The 16,453-nt window shown below is 70.7% G+C and carries 14 protein-coding genes and 1 pseudogene; 13 read left to right on the top strand and 2 right to left on the bottom strand.

Annotated features, from left to right (window positions below; genetic code table 11):
- Positions 1-6 precede the first annotated feature (6 nt).
- The 10 genes and pseudogenes from AB0F77_RS25830 to AB0F77_RS25785 form a co-directional block, all read left to right on the top strand.
- Positions 7-441: pseudogene (locus AB0F77_RS25830) on the top strand (hypothetical protein); the annotation flags it as partial.
- Between the two features lie 387 nt (positions 442-828).
- Positions 829-1,413 (top strand): TerD family protein, encoded by a 585-nt coding sequence (locus AB0F77_RS25825; protein WP_361953267.1) that lies wholly within the window; start codon positions 829-831, stop codon positions 1,411-1,413.
- A gap of 248 nt (positions 1,414-1,661) precedes the next feature.
- Entirely contained in the window at positions 1,662-2,498 is an 837-nt protein-coding gene (locus AB0F77_RS25820; protein WP_361953201.1) for an SDR family oxidoreductase, read from the top strand.
- Positions 2,499-2,594: 96 nt separating this feature from the next.
- Positions 2,595-3,431 carry a GNAT family N-acetyltransferase gene (locus AB0F77_RS25815; protein WP_361953198.1) on the top strand — a complete coding sequence of 279 codons (837 nt, stop codon included), beginning with the start codon at positions 2,595-2,597 and terminating at the stop codon, positions 3,429-3,431.
- A gap of 14 nt (positions 3,432-3,445) precedes the next feature.
- The gene (locus tag AB0F77_RS25810) at positions 3,446-3,970 is read left to right on the top strand and encodes a hypothetical protein (protein ID WP_361953195.1); all 525 of its coding nucleotides are present in this window, start codon (positions 3,446-3,448) and stop codon (positions 3,968-3,970) included.
- A 484-nt stretch (positions 3,971-4,454) separates the two neighbouring features.
- Complete coding sequence (locus tag AB0F77_RS25805; RefSeq protein ID WP_361953192.1) at positions 4,455-5,390, top strand: sugar ABC transporter permease; 936 nt, start codon at positions 4,455-4,457, stop codon at positions 5,388-5,390.
- Positions 5,391-5,401: 11 nt separating this feature from the next.
- Complete coding sequence (locus tag AB0F77_RS25800; protein ID WP_361953189.1) at positions 5,402-6,334, top strand: carbohydrate ABC transporter permease; 933 nt, start codon at positions 5,402-5,404, stop codon at positions 6,332-6,334.
- A gap of 30 nt (positions 6,335-6,364) precedes the next feature.
- A complete protein-coding gene (locus AB0F77_RS25795; RefSeq protein ID WP_361953186.1) occupies positions 6,365-7,744 on the top strand; it encodes a sugar ABC transporter substrate-binding protein in 1,380 nt (459 codons plus the stop codon).
- Between the two features lie 140 nt (positions 7,745-7,884).
- On the top strand, positions 7,885-10,332 hold the full coding sequence (locus tag AB0F77_RS25790) for a glycoside hydrolase family 2 protein (RefSeq protein WP_361953183.1): 2,448 nt from the start codon (positions 7,885-7,887) through the stop codon (positions 10,330-10,332).
- A gap of 125 nt (positions 10,333-10,457) precedes the next feature.
- A complete protein-coding gene (locus tag AB0F77_RS25785) occupies positions 10,458-10,832 on the top strand; it encodes a peptidase inhibitor family I36 protein (protein ID WP_361953180.1) in 375 nt (124 codons plus the stop codon).
- Positions 10,833-10,935: 103 nt separating this feature from the next.
- Here the strand turns inward: AB0F77_RS25785 and AB0F77_RS25780 are convergent, their stop codons facing one another.
- Entirely contained in the window at positions 10,936-11,619 is a 684-nt protein-coding gene (locus AB0F77_RS25780; protein WP_361953177.1) for a GntR family transcriptional regulator, read from the bottom strand.
- A 91-nt stretch (positions 11,620-11,710) separates the two neighbouring features.
- On the opposite strand from AB0F77_RS25780, the gene AB0F77_RS25775 reads away from it, so the two are divergent.
- The 3 genes from AB0F77_RS25775 (at position 11,711) to AB0F77_RS25765 (ending at position 15,282) form a co-directional block, all read left to right on the top strand.
- Positions 11,711-12,892 (top strand): mandelate racemase/muconate lactonizing enzyme family protein, encoded by a 1,182-nt coding sequence (locus AB0F77_RS25775; RefSeq protein WP_361953174.1) that lies wholly within the window; start codon positions 11,711-11,713, stop codon positions 12,890-12,892.
- A 57-nt stretch (positions 12,893-12,949) separates the two neighbouring features.
- Positions 12,950-14,287 (top strand): cation:dicarboxylase symporter family transporter, encoded by a 1,338-nt coding sequence (locus AB0F77_RS25770; RefSeq protein WP_361953171.1) that lies wholly within the window; start codon positions 12,950-12,952, stop codon positions 14,285-14,287.
- Between the two features lie 74 nt (positions 14,288-14,361).
- Positions 14,362-15,282 (top strand): AEC family transporter, encoded by a 921-nt coding sequence (locus AB0F77_RS25765; RefSeq protein WP_361953168.1) that lies wholly within the window; start codon positions 14,362-14,364, stop codon positions 15,280-15,282.
- Here AB0F77_RS25765 and AB0F77_RS25760 read toward each other — a convergent pair.
- Positions 15,257-16,453: an anhydro-N-acetylmuramic acid kinase gene (locus AB0F77_RS25760; RefSeq protein WP_361953165.1), complete on the bottom strand. Its 1,197-nt coding sequence runs from the start codon at positions 16,451-16,453 to the stop codon at positions 15,257-15,259. The genes AB0F77_RS25765 and AB0F77_RS25760 overlap by 26 nt on opposite strands.

The following is a 16,453-nucleotide window of genomic DNA, read 5'->3' as shown; positions in this document are numbered from 1 at the left end:
CGGAGCATGCGTAGAGCCCCCTCCAGAGCATCCGTGGAGCCCACCGCGCCCGAGTCATCCGCAGAGCCACCCCGCCCGAATCCCGCATCACCGTCCGACCGAAGGGAACCTGCGGGACTTCAGGCTGCACAACCGTGCCCTGACCGCCGCCCAGGTCGCCCGACCGGCCGCGACCTGACCGGGCCGTCGCCGCACACCTTTCGACACGCGATCCGGCGGCGCGTCCCCCTGCCGCTCCGTACACCTCGGGAGTCGACCCATGCCCGAAAACGACGGCAACGCCCGCGACGACCGAACCGACCTGTCCGGACGCCGATTTGTCTCGGCGCCGTCGACTCCTGGTTCGCCGGCCGCGTCGCCGGCATCGCGCAGACCGGCGACTCGATCGGCTACGCCGAACTCCTCGTCTCCCCGGCCGTCGAAGGGGACATGACCTCCGCCTCGGGCTCCTGCCGCACGCCGTACGGCCTCGCCCGCACCGACTGGCGACGGGACGGGACGGGACGGGATGGGACGCGGACCGGTTCCGGCTCACCCTGGACGTCCCCGCGGGCAGTACCGCCGAGGTCCACGTCCCCGCCGCCGACGGCCGCGCCCTGGTTCCCGAAGGAGCGCACCGGCTGCGGACGACGGCCACGGAGACCGTGTACGAAGTGGGTTCCGGGCGCTGGACGTTCCGCTCGACGATGCCACCGGCATAACGAGAGCGGTCCGGCCGTCACCGTGCGACGGGACCCGGTGCTCCGGCGGGACCCGGCCTCGGGAACCGCCGGAGCGCCAGGCACACTCTGCGTGTCGGAGTGCCCGTTTCGGAAGGATGGCCCACACATGATCACGCTTACGAAGGAAGACGGTCCGGCGGACCTGGACGGAGTGACCCATCTGTCCATCGGCGTGTCCTGGGACCCCACGGCCGGCAGCAGCGGCGGCGTCATGGGCGTGCTGCGCCGCAAGACCGGCACGGACCTCGACCTCATCGCCATCGCCATGCAGGGCGGCGACCCGGTGCGCCTGGCCGGCCTCGACTCGCTCGACCCCATGGGCAACGGCTCCCTGGTGCACAGCGGTGACAACCAGACCGGCCGCGGGGACGGCGACGACGAGACCGTCACCGTCGAGTTCGCCCGCGTCCCGGGCAACATCACGTCGATCGTGTTCATCGCCGCCGCCTTCAAGAGGGGCAGCTCCTTCCAGAAGGCGCGCAACATCAGCTTCAAGGTCTACGACGCGACCGGCGGCACCTCCCAGCAGGTCGCCGACATCTGGCCCAGCCTGCTCACCCAGGACAACGGCTGCGCCGTCGCCAAGGCCGTGCGGGTCGGCGGCACCTGGAAGCTGGAGGTGATCAATGTGACGGGGAAGATAAAGCAGGGCGACGAGCACGCCCTGATGCGCTTCGCCGTCAGCAAGTAGGCAGGACGCACCCGGCCAGGATGTCCCCCGGGGCCCGCCGGCCGAGCACCGCCCGGGCCCCCGGGACCTGCCTGCCCCCCCGCCTCTCTGTAGCGGCGCCCTGCCGCGGCGCCCCGTCGCGTTGCGCCGCACGGGTGGAAGCGGCCCTTCCCGCTCGTGGCAGCGCGGGGTGTGCGCCACCGTCTGTGCTCGACCTCGAGTCGACTTGAACTCGTAGCGTCGAAGACGGCACCGACGAAAGGGACCGCATGTCCACCACCTGGTTCATCACCGGCACGTCCTCCGGCTTCGGGCGGCTGCTCACCGAACGGCTGCTGGCCCGCGGCGACCGCGTCGCGGCGACCCTCCGCCGGCCCAGGGCGCTGGACGTCCTGCGTGCCGAGTACGGCGACCGCCTGCGGATCGTCCGCCTCGACGTCACCGACCCCGCTGAGGTCCGCCGGGCCGTGGACGAGTCGTTCAAGGCGCTCGGCACGATCGACGTCATCGTCAACAACGCCGGGTACGGCGTCTTCGCCGCCGCCGAGGAGGCGAGCGAGGAGCAGATCCGGCGGGTGATCGACACCAATCTGCTCGGCTCGATCCACGTCATCCGGGCCGCGCTGCCGCATCTGCGCGCCCAGGGCGGCGGACGTGTCATCCAGGTGTCGACCGCGGGAGGCCAGACCGTCTATCCGAACTTCGGCTACTACCACGCCTCGAAGTGGGGGATCGAGGGCTTCTGCGAGACGGTGGCCCGCGAGATCGCCCCGTTCGGTATCGGCATGACCATCGTCGAACCCGGCGCGACACCGACCGGATTCGGTGCGGCCCTCGACACCGCGCCGGCCATGCCGGAGTACGAGGACACCCCGGCGGGCGAGGGACGGCGGGCGTTCGCCGACCCCTCCTTCGTCCTCCCCAACGACCCGCACAAGATCGCGAAGGCGATGATCGACCTCGTCGACAGCGGGAACGTACCGCTGCGGCTCCCCCTGGGCTCCGACACCTACGAGGACGTACGGGCGTCGCTCGTCGCCCGCCTCGACGAACACGACGCGCACCGCGACGTCGCACTGTCCGTGGTCCGGGACGACCTCGCCTGACCGTGGGGGAGCCGGAGGAACCGGACCCCGCGCACATACCTCCGGCCACCTGGCGACTACGCTGACGCATCGCCGTACGAAGGAGACATCAAGGTCATGGCCAGCGTCGTTCCACCGTCCGTCCTGGAGCAGTCGGAGGCGGAAGCCCTCTTCGGGTTCGAGTCGAGTGCCCCGCAGAGCGCCCGTGCCGCGCTGGGGATGAGCGGCACACGGATCGGCGGGGGAGTGGTGCTGTCGATGCGCGACGACCCCACCCGGTTCTGGAGCAAGGCGCTCGGCCTCGGTGTCACCGAGCCCGTCACCGCCGAACTGATCGGCGAGGTCTGCGACTTCTACCGTACGGCGGGGGACCCGCAGGCCGTCCTCCAGATCGCGCCCGACCTGCTGCCGGAGGAGTGGTCGGAGATGAGCGAGGCGGAGGGGATCACCCCGGGGTCGTCGTGGGTGAAGCTCGTCGCCCGGACCGACGAGGCGATCGCCCGCGCTGACGCGGCGGCCGGGCCGGTGGACGGCGTTCGTGTCGCCCCCGTGGAGGCCGGGCACGCGTCCGCGTGGGGGTCCGTCATGATGCGCGCGTTCGGCATGCCGGTCGAGCACTACGCGGACATGGCCGCCGCGACCGCGGCCAGGCATGGCTGGCACCCCTTCGCCGTGTGGTGGCAGGAGGAGATCGTCGGAACCGGCACCATGTACGTCCGGGGCGAGACGGCGCAGATGTTCGCCGGCGCGGTCCTGCCCCAGGCACGCCGGCGCGGTGCCCAGACCGCGCTGCTGGCGGCCCGGGCCCGCCTGGCACGGGAGTTGGGCTGCCGGTTCCTCGTCGCGGAGACGGGTGCAGAGGCCCCCGGCACCCACAACTCCTCGTTGCACAACATGCTTCGCCTGGGCTTCGAGATCGCCTACGAACGCCGGAACTGGATCTGGCGTCCTTGAGGAGGGTGCGGCACATGCCGTCGCTGATCGACACCATCCGCGCGCGGGACGACGTCGCCGCGTTCCTCGCGTGGCCGGGGGACTTCGACCTGGAACGGCACGACCACGTCGAGGAGGTGCATCTCGCCTCGGGCGACGCCCTGGAGGGCTTCGCGGGCGACGGCACCGGAGGGACCTTCTTCTTCTGCGGTGAGGGCGGGGAGGAACGGCCGGTCCTGTACGCGGACTCCGAGGGCGGCGCGGCGCTGATCGCGCTCGGCCTGCCCGAACTCCTCCGGCTCCTCCTGGTCGTTCCGTGGTGGCGCGACTGCCTCACGTTCACCGTGGCGGAGAGCGACGAAGCCGGCTCCGAGTACCTGGAGGACATGCCGGACCTGGTGGAGCGGAGGGACCGGGTCGCCGCGGCCCTCGGCCTCGAACTCCCCCCGGCGGCCGAGGCGCTGGCCCGGCTGCGCGACGTGGCGCTCGGCGAGGGCAAGGACGTCGTCCTCGTCCTGACACCCGAGAACTCGCCCTACGAGCCTCTGTTCGGCGACTGAGACGCAACGGTCGGGAAGGCGCTCCGTGACCTCGCGGAGCGCCCACTCTTGTGGAACATCGCGAAAACGGCCGGTATCCGACGCCCTGTCAACAACCTCCGTCGACAACCGGGCGGTTCCTGCCGAGCTGACTGTGCGTCAGTTCATTATTTACGAATAATTGCCCGATCCGGCGTATTGACCCTCGTCCGAGGCCGCTCATATGGTCGCGTTGATCTCGCCGACGAGACGGTGCCGCAGGACCGGTTCGTGTCAGGTGGGTCTTCGTGACCTCGCACGGGAGGAGCACCCGAGTCGGGCGCCGGCGACATGCCGCGGCCACCTCCGGCCACAAGCCGGGGCCGCCGTCGCCGAGGGGCGCGGACCGGCGAAGATCCTGGACGGCACGTCCCGACGCCCCACGTCGCTCCCCGCCCCGGATGCCCGTGACGGCACCCGGTCCGTCTCGACCGGTCGGCGGTTCCCGAGAGCCGAGGAGTGCGTCATGGCGCAGTTGGTCAAGGAACGGGTCCCGCTCACGAGACACGATCGCCCGGCGAGAGGCCCCGCGGCACGCCGGGGCGACGGACGGCTCGCATGGGCGCTGATCACCCCGGCCGTCGCCGGCTTCCTGGTGTTCTTCGCCCTCCCGACGCTCCGCGGCGTCTACTACAGCTTCACGAACTTCCGCATCCTCACACCCCCGAAGTGGGTGGGGTTCGCCAACTACCGTGAGATGTTCGGCGATTCGGTGTTCTGGCACGCGCTGCTCGTCACCGTGTACTTCGTGGCCCTCTCGGTGGTGGCCGGAGTGCTGGTGTCACTGGTCACCGCCGTGGTCCTGCACCGGCTCACCCGCTCCACCCTGGTCCGGGGCCTGATCATCCTGCCGTTCCTGATCTCCGGGGTGGTCGCTGCACTGGTGTGGCAGTGGATGCTCGATCCCCAACTGGGCATCGTCAGCCGGGTCCTGGAGGACATCACCGGACAGCACCTGCTCTTCTTCAGCGACAGCGACCTGGCGATCCCGTCCCTGGCCGCGATCAGCGTGTGGAAGTCGATGGGCTACAACGCGGTCCTGATCTTCGCCGGACTCCAGACCATCCCGCCCACGGTGTACGAGGCGGGGCGGCTGGACGGCGCGAGCGAGTGGCAGATGTTCCGCCGCCTCACGGTGCCCCTGCTGCGGCCGATCCTGGTCATGGTGGTCGTCCTCACCGTCATCGGCTCCTTCCAGGTCTTCGACATCGTGCAGGTCACCACCCAGGGCGGCCCCGCCAACGCCTCCAACGTGCTCCAGCGGTACATCTACGAAAAGGGCTTCGGCGAGCTGGACTTCGGCTACGCCGCCACCATGTCCCTGGCCCTCTTCGTCCTGCTCGTCGCGATCACCTTCACCCAGATGCGGCTCGCCCGCGCCAACGAGACCGACCTGAGCTGAGGAGCCGTACCGTGTCCACCCTCGCACCGGCCCACCCGGCAGCCACCGCGACCGGCGCCGGAACCCGCAGGCGGATCTCGGCCGGCCGGGCCGCGGCCTGGCTGTACATCACCGTCGTCCTGATCGTGACGGTGTTCCCGTTCTACTGGATCCTGCGCACCGCCCTGTCGAACAACGTCACCCTGCCCACCGACCCCTCCTCGCTGCTCCCGGTCGACTTCACCTGGGGCGCCTTCGAACGGGCCCTCGGGCTCTCCTCCCGCGCCGAGGCCCAGGCCCAGGGCGGCTCGGGCGCCTCCCTCGACACCGCGCTCTTCCTGCGCAACTCCGTCGTCTACGCCACCGTGCAGACAGCGCTCGTGGTGTTCTGCTCGGCGATGGCCGCGTACGCGTTCTCCCGCCTGCGGTGGCGGGGCCGCGACACCGTCTTCAACATCCTGCTCGGTGCGCTGATGGTGCCCGCGATCCTGGTGCTGCTGCCCAACTTCATCTTCGTCCGCGACATCCACCAGCTGAACTCGTTCACCGGACTGCTGCTGCCCGGCGCCTTCTTCTCCGCGTTCAACATCTTCTTCCTGCGCCAGTTCATGCTCGGCCTGAGCACGGAGGTGGAGGAGGCCGCGCTGATGGACGGCGCGAGCCGGCTGCGGATCTTCTTCACCATCACCCTGCCGATGACCTCGGCACCCATCGCCACGCTGTCCCTGCTCACCTTCATCAACACCTGGAACGACTACTTCTGGCCGCTGCTGGTGACCAACGACGAGCACGCCCGACCGCTGACCCTCGCCCTCGGCGTGTTCAAGCAGTCCTCCCCGCAGGCCGCACCCGACTGGGCGGGTCTGATGGCGGCGACGATGATCGCGGCCCTGCCGATGCTGCTCCTGTTCCTGGTCTTCGGGCGACGCATCGTCAACTCCATCGGCTTCACGGGCATCAAGTAGGCCCGGCCCCCCTCACGAAGGAGAAACAGCATGCGGACACACCGCGCCCGGCGGTGGCAGCGCCTCCTCGCCGCCACCGCGGCACTCGGCCTCACCGCGGTGCTGGGCGGCTGCGCGGCCGGGGGCACGTCCTCCGGGAAGACCACGGTGAACTGGTGGACCTGGGACGACCGGCAGGCCACCGCCTACCAGTCGTGCGCGGACGCCTTCGAGAAAGCACATCCTGACATCGATGTCAGAATCACTCAGTACGACTCGGCGGACTACTTCACCAAGCTGCTCTCCGGCTTCGTCGCCGACACCGCGCCCGACGCCTTCATGAACAGCGTCCAGTACATCCAGCAGTACGCCTCACTGAAGCAACTCATGCCGCTCGACGACCTGATGAAGAAGACGGGCTATGACCTGAAGCGGTTCTCCGTCGGCGTCGACGACTACAAGTACACCGATGGCAAGCAGTACGGGCTCCCCATGGACTGGGCCTCCGCGGCCCTCTACTACAACACCGCCAAGCTGAAGGCGGCCGGACTCGACGCCCACGACATCACCACCATGCGCTGGGACCCGGACGGCGGCGGCAGCTTCGAGAAGGTCGTCGCCCACCTCACCGTCGACCGCAAGGGCGTGCGCGGCGACGAACCGGGCTTCGACGGGAAACACGTCGCCACCTACGGCATCAGCAGCATGGTCACCGTCGGCAACGACTTCAACGGGCTGACGACCTGGCGCCCCCTGGCGTCCTCGCTGGGCTGGCGCATCGGCGACCGCCCGAACTACCCCACGGTGTTCCGCTACGACGACCCGCGCCTGGAGAAGACCTTCGCGTTCGTCCGTGAGCTGACCGACAAGGGATACGCCCCCGCGCCCGGCGAGTTCTCGTCGGCCGGTGCCCCGGCAAGCGGCGCCCAACTGCTCGGCTCCGGCAAGATCGCCATCTACGCGGGCGGCTCCTGGGAGGCGTCCACCCTCGCCACCCTGCCCAAGCTGAAGATCGGCACCGGACCCATGGTGGCCGGGCCCGACGGCACCCGGGCGACCGTCAGCAACGCCAACGGCAACGTCATCTGGTCCGGCACCGACCACCCCGACCAGACCTGGGCGTGGGTGTCGTACATGGGCTCCGCCGAGTGCCAGCGGACGGCGTCCACGACCGGCACCTTCCTGCCCTCGATCCCCGAAGCCGTCGACACCTCGGTCGCCGCCATGGCCCGGCAGGGTGTGGACCTCTCGGTGTTCCGCCGGCAGGAGAAGGAACGGCAGCTCCTGCCCAACACCCCGTACTCCAACGGCACCGCGCTCCAGGCCACCCTGCTGCCGCTGATGCAGCAGTACTTCGCCCATCAGAAGGGACAGGGCGTCTTCCGGCAGATGACGGACGAGAGCAGAAAACTGCTCGCCGACAAGGACTAGGTCTAAAACTGACGGACGTTATTGACAGGTGGGTCTCCAGTCTCTAGGAGACCGCCATGACTGAACGCGAGCTCGCAAGACGCGCCCGGCACCGGCACGCCCCGAGCGGCCTCCGACCCAGAAAGACGGACAGAAACGCCATGACGACCGCCCATCGCGCACGGACCGCCGTGCCCCTCACCGAGGGCTGGACCCTGCGGCACGACGGGGAGGCCCTGCCCGCCCGGGTCCCGGGATGTGTCCATACCGACCTGCTGGCCGCCGGCCGCATCCCCGACCCCTTCATCGGCACCAACGAGGACGACGTCCAGTGGGTGGGCCGCGCCGACTGGCAGTACGACACGGTCCTGCCCGCCCGCGACACCGGGCACGAGCGCACCGACCTGGTCTTCGAGGGACTCGACACCGTCGCCGAGATCACGCTCGGCGACCGGACCCTCGGCCGTACGGCCAACATGCACCGCACCTACCGCTTCGACGTCACCGAAGCGCTCGCCGACGGTCCTGCCCCGCTGTCCGTGCGCTTCACCTCCGCGTACACCGCCGCCGAGGACACCCGGCGGCGGATGGGCGCGCGCGAGGAGGCGTACCCGCACCCGTCGGCGTTCGTCCGCAAGATGGCCTGCTCCTTCGGCTGGGACTGGGGCCCCTCCCTGCCCACCGCCGGCATCTGGAAGCCCGCCCGCCTCGATCACTGGTCGACCGCACGCCTCGACCGGGTGCGCCCGCTGGTCACGGTGGAGGACGGCACGGGACGGGTCGAGATCAGGCTCGACGTGGCCCGCACCGCCACCGGCACCGGCCGCGCCCTCACCGCCGAGGTGCGCGTCGGGGAGGGACACACCGGCTCGGTCACCTTCGAGGGCGACACCGCCACGGTGGTCGCGGAGGTGCCCGACGCCGACCTGTGGTGGCCGCGCGGCCACGGCGCACAGCCCCGCCACGACTGCGAGGTCACCCTGCGCGCCCCGGACGGGACGGTGCTCGACACCTGGTCGCGCCGCATCGGCTTCCGCACCGTCGTCCTCGACACCGCACCCGACGAGCACGGCACCGGCTTCACCTTCGCCGTCAACGGCGTCCGGGTCTTCGCCCGCGGCGTGAACTGGATCCCGGACGACGTCTTCCCCTCCCGGGTCACCACCGACGACTACCGCGAACGCCTCACCCAGGCGGCGGAGGCCGGGGTCGACATGGTCCGGGTGTGGGGCGGCGGCATCTTCGAGCGCGACGACTTCTACGACGTCTGCGACGAACTCGGCATCATGGTCTGGCAGGACTTCCTGTTCGCCTGCGCGACCTACCCGGAGGAACAGCCGCTGCGCTCCGAGGTCGAGGCCGAGGCGCGCGAGAACGTCGCCCGCCTCATGCCGCACCCCAGCCTCGTGCTGTGGAACGGCAACAACGAGAACCTGTGGGTCTACACCATGTGGAACTGGGAGGAGACCCTCAAGGGCGACTCCTGGGGCGAGGGCTACTACCTCGCCCTGCTGCCCAGGATCGTCGCCGAGACCGACCCCACCCGCGCCTACTGGGCCGGCAGCCCCTGGTCCGGCTCCTGGAACCACGCCCCCGAGCACCCCGACCACGGCTGCACCCACCTGTGGGACGTGTGGAACAAGACCGACTACACCGACTACCTCGACAGCGTGCCCCGCTTCGTCTCCGAGTTCGGCTGGCAGGCCCCGCCCGCGTACGCCACCCTGCGCGACGCCCTGCCCGGCGAGGAACTGGCGCCCGACTCCCCGGGCGTGCTGCACCACCAGAAGGCCGAGGACGGCAACGGCAAGCTGGAGCGCGGGCTCGCCCGGCACTTCGCGGTGCCCCGGGACTTCGACACCTGGCACTATCTGATGCAGGTCAACCAGGTGCGCGCCTTCGCCACCGGTGTCGAGCACTGGCGCTCGCACTGGCCGAGGAGCGCGGGCGCGATCGTCTGGCAGCTCAACGACTGCTGGCCGGTGACCAGTTGGGCCGCGATCGACGGCGCGGGACGCCGCAAGCCGCTGTGGTACGAGCTGCGCCGCCTCTACGCCGACCGGCTGCTGACGCTGCAACGGCGCGACGGGCGGCTCACGTTGTGCGCGGTGAACCAGGCGGCCGACGCCTGGCTGCCCACCGTACGGCTGCGCAGGATGTCCGCGGACGGCACGCAGCTCGCCGAGCACAGCCTCCGACCGGCCGCCGACGGGCGGACGGTGGCCGCCGTCGAGGTGCCCGACGCCCTGGTCCCGGCGGCGTCCGGCAGCGAATACCTGGTCGCCGACGCGGCCGAGCTGCGGGCCGTCCACTTCCCCGTGCGGGACCTGGAGTTCGCCTATCCCGCACCCGAGTACGACGTGAGCGTGGACGACACCACGGACGGGCCGGGGACGGCACGGATCACCGTGCGTGCCAGGACCCTGCTGCGTGACGCGCTCCTCCAGGCCGACCGGCTCGCCCCCACGGCCACCACCGACCAGGGCCTGTTCACCCTCCTGCCGGGCGAGACCACCACCCTCCACGTCCACAACTGGCCCCACCCCGACCCCGAGTCGGCCCGCACGGCCCTGTTCGTCCTGGGGCGGGCAGGGGGCAGTGGACAGTAGGCCGGTTCCGTTCGCGACGTTCGGCACACGCCGAACGACGTGGCGGCCCGGACATGGGGGTGGGCAGCCTGGGACGCGCACTTGACCGAGTGCCGCACCACGTCCGACCAAGGGGGAACAACCACATGCGCAAACGTGCTGTCATCGGGGCCGCGGCGGCCGCCGCGTTCGCCGGTGTCCTGGCCACCGCTCCGAGCGCGTCCGCGGAGGCGAACCCGCCCGGCTGCGACAAGGGCTACTTCTGCGTCTACAGCGGCGAGAACCAGACCGGCCAGCTCGTCATGAGGACGGCGGGCAACTGGACCGGGAACGTCTCCATCCGGTCGGCGTTCAACAACGGCGTGCCGTTCCCGGGCGCCGACCACGTCGACGTCACGTACACCGTGTCGGGCGGCACGGAGACGTCCTGCCTGCACTACAACCCGGGCCCGGGCGGCTACAAGGTGAACGCGGTCGCAGGCACCCGGGTCGTCAAGGTCGTCTGGCGAGGCGAGTGCTGAGCCGGTGACACCGGCCGCCGGGGTCGACGCCCTCGCTCGCGTCGGCCCCGGCGCGGTGCACGGAGCAGGGTGCCACCGGGCCTGTCGCCGCGGTCGGTCGTCGTCAGGCGTCGTGTTCGTTCTCGCGGTTCTCCAGGGCGCTGATCGCGGTCGCCGTGAGGCTGTGGGTGATGTGGTCCCGCATCAGCCGTGCGGCCTCGGCGGCCCGGCCCTCCTCGACGAGGTCGACGAGCCGGTGGTGTTCCTCCAGATCGCGGGTGCGCGGGCCGTCGCCGGGCGGGAGTTCGAGGCCGAGGCGGCGATAGCGGTCGGACTTGTCCCACAGGTCGTCCAGCAGACGGCACAGCACCTCGTTGTGGGAGGCGCGGTACAGCGCCTGGTGGAAGGCTCGGTGCGCGGTGAGCGCCTCCTCGCCCCACTGCCGGGTGACGGGCAGCAGCCGGTCCACCGCGGCGCGCATGACGGCGAGGTCCTCCTCCGTGCGGCGCCCGGCGGCCAGTTCCGCCGCGGTCGGGTCCAGGGAGAGGCGCACCTCGAAGAGCTCCCGGGCCTCGGCGGAACTCATCGTCGAGACCCGGACGTCCCGGTGGGTCTCCACCTCGACCAGGCCCTCGCTGCTGAGCCGGCGGATGGCCTCGCGCAGCGGCGTGATGCTCATGTTGAGGGAGTCGGCCAGCTCGTACTGGGCCAGTCGTGACCCGGCCGGGAGGTCCCCGGTGAGGATCCGGCCCCGCAACTCCGCGTAGGCGAGATCGCTTTTGCTCAGGAAGAGATTCGGACTTGCCATCCCCCCGGTGCTTCCCTTCCGGACGCGTCCGCCCCTTGACAGGTTCACTTTCGACCACTTCACTCTAACACCGTCATAGCTTATAAGATATATGGAGAACTCTCCGGTGAAGATCACCCATGTGTACGAGGGCACCGTCCCGATCAGCTCCTCGATCCGCAACGCCTGGATCGACTTCAGCTCGATGGACTGCTCGATCGTCGCCGTCGAGAGCGACGTCGTCCGGGACGGGAAACCGCTCGTCGGCTACGGCTTCAACTCCAACGGCCGTTACAGCGCGGGGGAGATCCTGCGCCGGCGCGTCCTGCCCCGGCTGCTGGACGCCGAGCCCGGCAGCCTCCTGGACGAACGGGGGGAACTCGACCCGGCCAGGGCGTGGGACGTCATGATGCGCAACGAGAAGCCCGGCGGACACGGGGAGCGCTCGGTCGCGGTCGGCGTCGTGGACATGGCCCTGTTCGACCTCGCCGCCAAGATCGCGGGACAGCCCCTCTACCGCTGGCTCTCGGACCGGTACGGCGACGGCCGCCCCGACGACTCCGTCTTCGTCTACGCCGCGGGCGGCTACTACGCCCCGGGCAAGACCCTCACCCATCTCCAGGACGAGATGCGCGGCTTCCTCGACCTGGGCTACGACGTCGTCAAGATGAAGATCGGCGGCGCCGACCTGGCCGAGGACCTGCGGCGCATCGAGGCCGTCATCGACGTCCTGGACGGTGACGGCTCCCGCCTCGCCGTCGACGTCAACGGCCGCTTCGACCTCGCCACCGCGCTGGAGTACGGGCGCGCCATCGAGCCGTACGGCCTGTTCTGGTACGAGGAGATCGGCGACCCGCTCGACTACCGCCTCAACGCCGTGGTCGCCGAGAACTACGCCGGCCGCATCGCCACCGGTGAGAACCTCTTCTCCCTCCAGGACGCCCGCAACCTCATCCGCTACGGCGGCATGCGCCCCGACCGCGACATCGTGCAGGTCGACCCCGCCCTCAGCTACGGGCTGGTGGAGTACCTGCGCATCCAGGAGATGCTGCGCCGGCACGGCTGGTCCTCGCGCCAGTGCGTCCCGCACGGCGGACACCAGTTCTCGCTGCACATCGCCGCCGCCCTCAAGCTCGGCGGCAACGAGTCCTACCCGGGCGAGTTCCAGCCCACCGGCGGCTTCGCCGACGACGCGGTGGTCGAGAAGAGCCGGGTGGGCCTCACCGACATCCCCGGGATCGGCTTCGAGGGCAAGGCCGCCTTCCACAAGGTGCTGCGCGACCTGCACCGGTGACCCGAACCGGCGCACCCGCCGTCAGCACCGCACACCACGTGCAAGGGAGCACCAACGATGACATCCCCTACCGCCACCGACCGGCCGCGGCGGTCGCGGCCGAACCGTCTGATACGTGAGCTGTGGTTCCAGGTGGTGCTGGCCGCGGTCCTCGGCATCGCCGTCGGCGCGTTCCTGCCCGATGTCGGCGAGGAGCTGACACCGCTCAACGACTGGTTCGTCGCGCTGGTCAAGATGATCGTGGTCCCGGTCGTCTTCTGCGTGGTGACCACCGGCATCGCCTCGATGAGCGATCTGCGCAAGGCCGGCCGCATCGGGGTGAAGGCGATCGGCTACTTCCTCGTGCTGTCGCTGCTCTCCATGCTGATCGGACTGGTCGTCGCCAACGTCTTCCACCCCGGCGGCGGACTGCACGTCGACCCCTCGACGCTCAACGCCGACGACGTGCCCGACTCCGCCAAGGAGCACGCCACCTTCACCGGGTTCGTCTCCTCGATGATCCCCACCTCGCTCTTCGGGGCGATCGCCGGGGACGCCGTACTGGCCGCCCTGACGGTGTCGATCGTCTTCGGCGTGGCCCTCAACATGGCGGGCGAACAGGGCGCGCCGCTGGTGACCGGCATCCGGGCGCTGTCGGACGTGGTGTTCCGGATCGTCGGCTGGGTCATGCGGCTCGCGCCCCTGGGCACCTTCGGCGCCCTGGCCACGGTCGTCGCCACCTACGGCGCCGAGAGCCTGAAGCAACTCGGCTATCTCATCGCCCTGTTCACCGCGACCTGTGTCGTCTACGTCGTGGTGGTGCTCGGCCTCGTCATGCGCGCCTGCGGGCTGGGCCTGTTCGCCCTGATGCGGTTCCTCAAGGCCGAGCTGCTGGTCGCGCTCAGCACCTGTTCCAGCGAGGCCGTGCTGCCGCAGATCGTGCGGAAGCTGGAGATCCTGGGCGTCGGCCGGCCCGTCGTCGGCATCGTCATCCCCTCCGGCTTCTCCTTCAACCTCGACGGGTCCGCCGTCTACCTCACGATGGCCTCGATGTTCCTGGCCCAGGCCGTCGGCATCGACCTCTCCTGGCAGCAGCAACTCGTCATGGTGGGCGTGATGATGCTCACCAGCAAGGGGACCGCGGGCATCGCGGGGGGCGCGTTCATCGTCCTCGCCGGCACGGTCACCGCGGTCGGCCACATCCCGCTCGCCGCGCTGTCCCTGATCGTCGGCATCGACCGCATCCTCAACGAGGGCCGTGTGTTCATCAACGTCCTCGGCAACGCCGTCGCCGCCGTCGTGATCGGCAAGTGGGAGAACGACTTCGACGCGGACCGGGCCCGGTCCGTCCTCCACCCGGGACAGAACCCGCCGCCCGCCGCCGTGCGGGAGAGCAGGGTCGGCGCGGACAACTGAGTTGACCCGAGCGCCCCGGGCCCGTTCACTTCACCGGGGTCCGGGGCTTTCGCCCGTATTCGGCAAGGAGCAGCATGCAGGGAGTTCTCACCGGGTTCGCGGTGATCGCCGTTGTCATCGGCGTCGGTTATGTGCTCGGACACCGCGGACACCTGGGGGACGACGCGCGGAAGGTCCTGACCGGGGTGGCCTTCAACGTCGCCACCCCCGCCCTGCTGTTCACGACGCTGGTGCGCGCGGACCTCTCGGTCATCCTCTCCGAGCGGCTCCTCGTCACCGTGGTCAGCACGGTCGCCGCGGCCTGTCTCTTCGTGGCCGTCGGACTCCTGCGGGGCTGGAGCAGGGGACAGCTCACCATCGGCGCCCTGTGCTCCAGTTACGTCAACGCCGGCAACCTCGGCATCCCGATCGCCGTGTACGTCCTGGGCGACGCCTCCCTCGTCGCGCCGATCCTGCTGTTCCAGCAGATGGTCCTCACCCCCCTCGCCCTGACGGTCCTGGACCTCCAGCGGCCCGGCGAGCGCCGCCCCCTGCTCCAGCGGCTGACCACACCCCTGCGCAACCCGGTCGCGGTCAGCTCGCTCGCGGGCGTCACGGTGGCAGCCAGTGGCTGGAGCGTCCCGCAGCCGGCCCTCGAACCCCTCGTCCTCATGGCCAACATGTCCGTCCCCGCCGTCCTGCTGGCCTTCGGGATCTCCCTGCGGGGCAGCGGACTTCCCGCCCGCGGCGCCAACCGGCCCGCCATCGCCCTGTCCGCCGCCCTCAAGACCACCGTCCAGCCCTTCATCGCCTGGTGCATCGGCGCGGGCCTCTTCCATCTGCACGGCGCGGCGCTGCTCGACGTCACCGTGACCTCGGCGCTCCCCGCCGCGCAGAACCTCTACACCTACGCCACGCAGTACCGCGTCGGTGAACAACTCGCCCGGGAGTCCATCCTCCTGTCCACGGTGGCCTCGGTCCCCGCGCTCGTCACCATCGCCGCCCTGCTGGGATGACGGGGTCCGTGACGCGCAGCAGACGCGGGGGCCGTGCGGCGGGTTCGGGCAGTCGCAGCGGGCCGCGGCCGGGGGTGAGGCTGCCGAGGAGCGAGGCGTGGCGGGCGCCGGTGCCCGAGGGGAGGGTGCCGGGCAGTCCGTGGACGGTGAGGAAGCCCAGCACGGCGAAGGCCAGGGCCTCCTTGGCGTCGGAGGGCAGGCCCAGGTCGTCGCTGGGACGCAGTGTGACGCCGGGAAGTTCCTCGCCGAGCATGCGCATCAGCACCGGATTGCGGGTGCCGCCCCCGGAGACGACCAGGCCCGTGACTCCGTGCGCGCGGCAGGCGTCGGCCACGGTGACGGCGGTGAGCCGGGTCAGGGTGGCGAGGACGTCGTCCGTGCCGGGAGTCGGTGCGTCGGCCAACGCCCTTCGCAGATACGGGAGATGGAAGTGCTCCTTGCCGGTGCTCTTGGGCGCGGGCCTGCGGTAGTAGGGGTCGGCGAGGAGCACCTCGAGGAGGTCGGGGTCGGTGTGCCCGGCCGCGGCCCGGCGTCCGTCCTCGTCGTAGGCGGCGGCGCCGTCCGTGAAGTGGTGCACGGCAGCGTCCAGCAGGGCGTTGGCGGGGCCGGTGTCGAACGCCAGCGGCTCCGCGTCCGGGGCCACGACGGTGACGTTGGCGATGCCGCCGAGGTTGAGCGCCGCCGGCACCCCGGGCAGCCCCCGCAGGAGCAGGGTGTCGGTCATCCCGACCAGCGGGGCGCCCTGGCCGCCCGCCGCGACGTCCCGGCCGCGCAGGTCCGACACCACCGGCACCCCCGTGGCCTCGGCGATCCAGGCCGGCCGGCCGAGTTGCAGGGTCCCGCGCACGGTGCCGTCCTCGACCCAGTGGTGCATCGTCTGGCCGTGGGACACCACCAGGTCGGCCATGCCGCCGCACACCTCGTCGAGCACTCGGACCGCGGCGCCGGCGAAGGCCTGCCCCACACCGGTGTCCAGGGCGCACACGGCCGCGGTCGTGGTGGTCGCCGGGGGCAGCGTGGCGGCGATCAGGTCCCGCAGGTCGTCGGGGTACGGCACGGACAGATGGCCGAGCGGCCGCAGGAGCAGGGTGTCGCCGTCGAGGGTGAGGTCGGCGGCGGCCGCCTCGATGGCGTCGTACGAGGTGCCCGACATCAGACCGATCACACGCAT

Origin of the sequence: Streptomyces sp. NPDC026672 (genome assembly GCF_040638185.1) — a bacterium.
GTDB lineage: Bacteria > Actinomycetota > Actinomycetes > Streptomycetales > Streptomycetaceae > Streptomyces.
Note: the sequence above shows the minus strand (reverse complement) of the source record. Positions and strands in the feature narration are given on the sequence as shown.

Bases quoted from the DNA above. Each gene is read 5' to 3' on its own strand.
- AB0F77_RS25825 (WP_361953267.1), top strand. From the start codon at position 829: ATGATCACGCTTACGAAGGAAGACGGTCCGGCGGACCTGGACGGAGTG.
- AB0F77_RS25820 (WP_361953201.1), top strand. From the start codon at position 1,662: ATGTCCACCACCTGGTTCATCACCGGCACGTCCTCCGGCTTCGGGCGG.
- AB0F77_RS25815 (WP_361953198.1), top strand. From the start codon at position 2,595: ATGGCCAGCGTCGTTCCACCGTCCGTCCTGGAGCAGTCGGAGGCGGAA.
- AB0F77_RS25810 (WP_361953195.1), top strand. From the start codon at position 3,446: ATGCCGTCGCTGATCGACACCATCCGCGCGCGGGACGACGTCGCCGCG.
- AB0F77_RS25805 (WP_361953192.1), top strand. From the start codon at position 4,455: ATGGCGCAGTTGGTCAAGGAACGGGTCCCGCTCACGAGACACGATCGC.
- AB0F77_RS25795 (WP_361953186.1), top strand. From the start codon at position 6,365: ATGCGGACACACCGCGCCCGGCGGTGGCAGCGCCTCCTCGCCGCCACC.
- AB0F77_RS25790 (WP_361953183.1), top strand. From the start codon at position 7,885: ATGACGACCGCCCATCGCGCACGGACCGCCGTGCCCCTCACCGAGGGC.
- AB0F77_RS25785 (WP_361953180.1), top strand. From the start codon at position 10,458: ATGCGCAAACGTGCTGTCATCGGGGCCGCGGCGGCCGCCGCGTTCGCC.
- AB0F77_RS25780 (WP_361953177.1), bottom strand. From the start codon at position 11,619: ATGGCAAGTCCGAATCTCTTCCTGAGCAAAAGCGATCTCGCCTACGCG.
- AB0F77_RS25775 (WP_361953174.1), top strand. From the start codon at position 11,711: ATGGAGAACTCTCCGGTGAAGATCACCCATGTGTACGAGGGCACCGTC.
- AB0F77_RS25770 (WP_361953171.1), top strand. From the start codon at position 12,950: ATGACATCCCCTACCGCCACCGACCGGCCGCGGCGGTCGCGGCCGAAC.
- AB0F77_RS25765 (WP_361953168.1), top strand. From the start codon at position 14,362: ATGCAGGGAGTTCTCACCGGGTTCGCGGTGATCGCCGTTGTCATCGGC.
- AB0F77_RS25760 (WP_361953165.1), bottom strand. From the start codon at position 16,453: ATGCGTGTGATCGGTCTGATGTCGGGCACCTCGTACGACGCCATCGAG.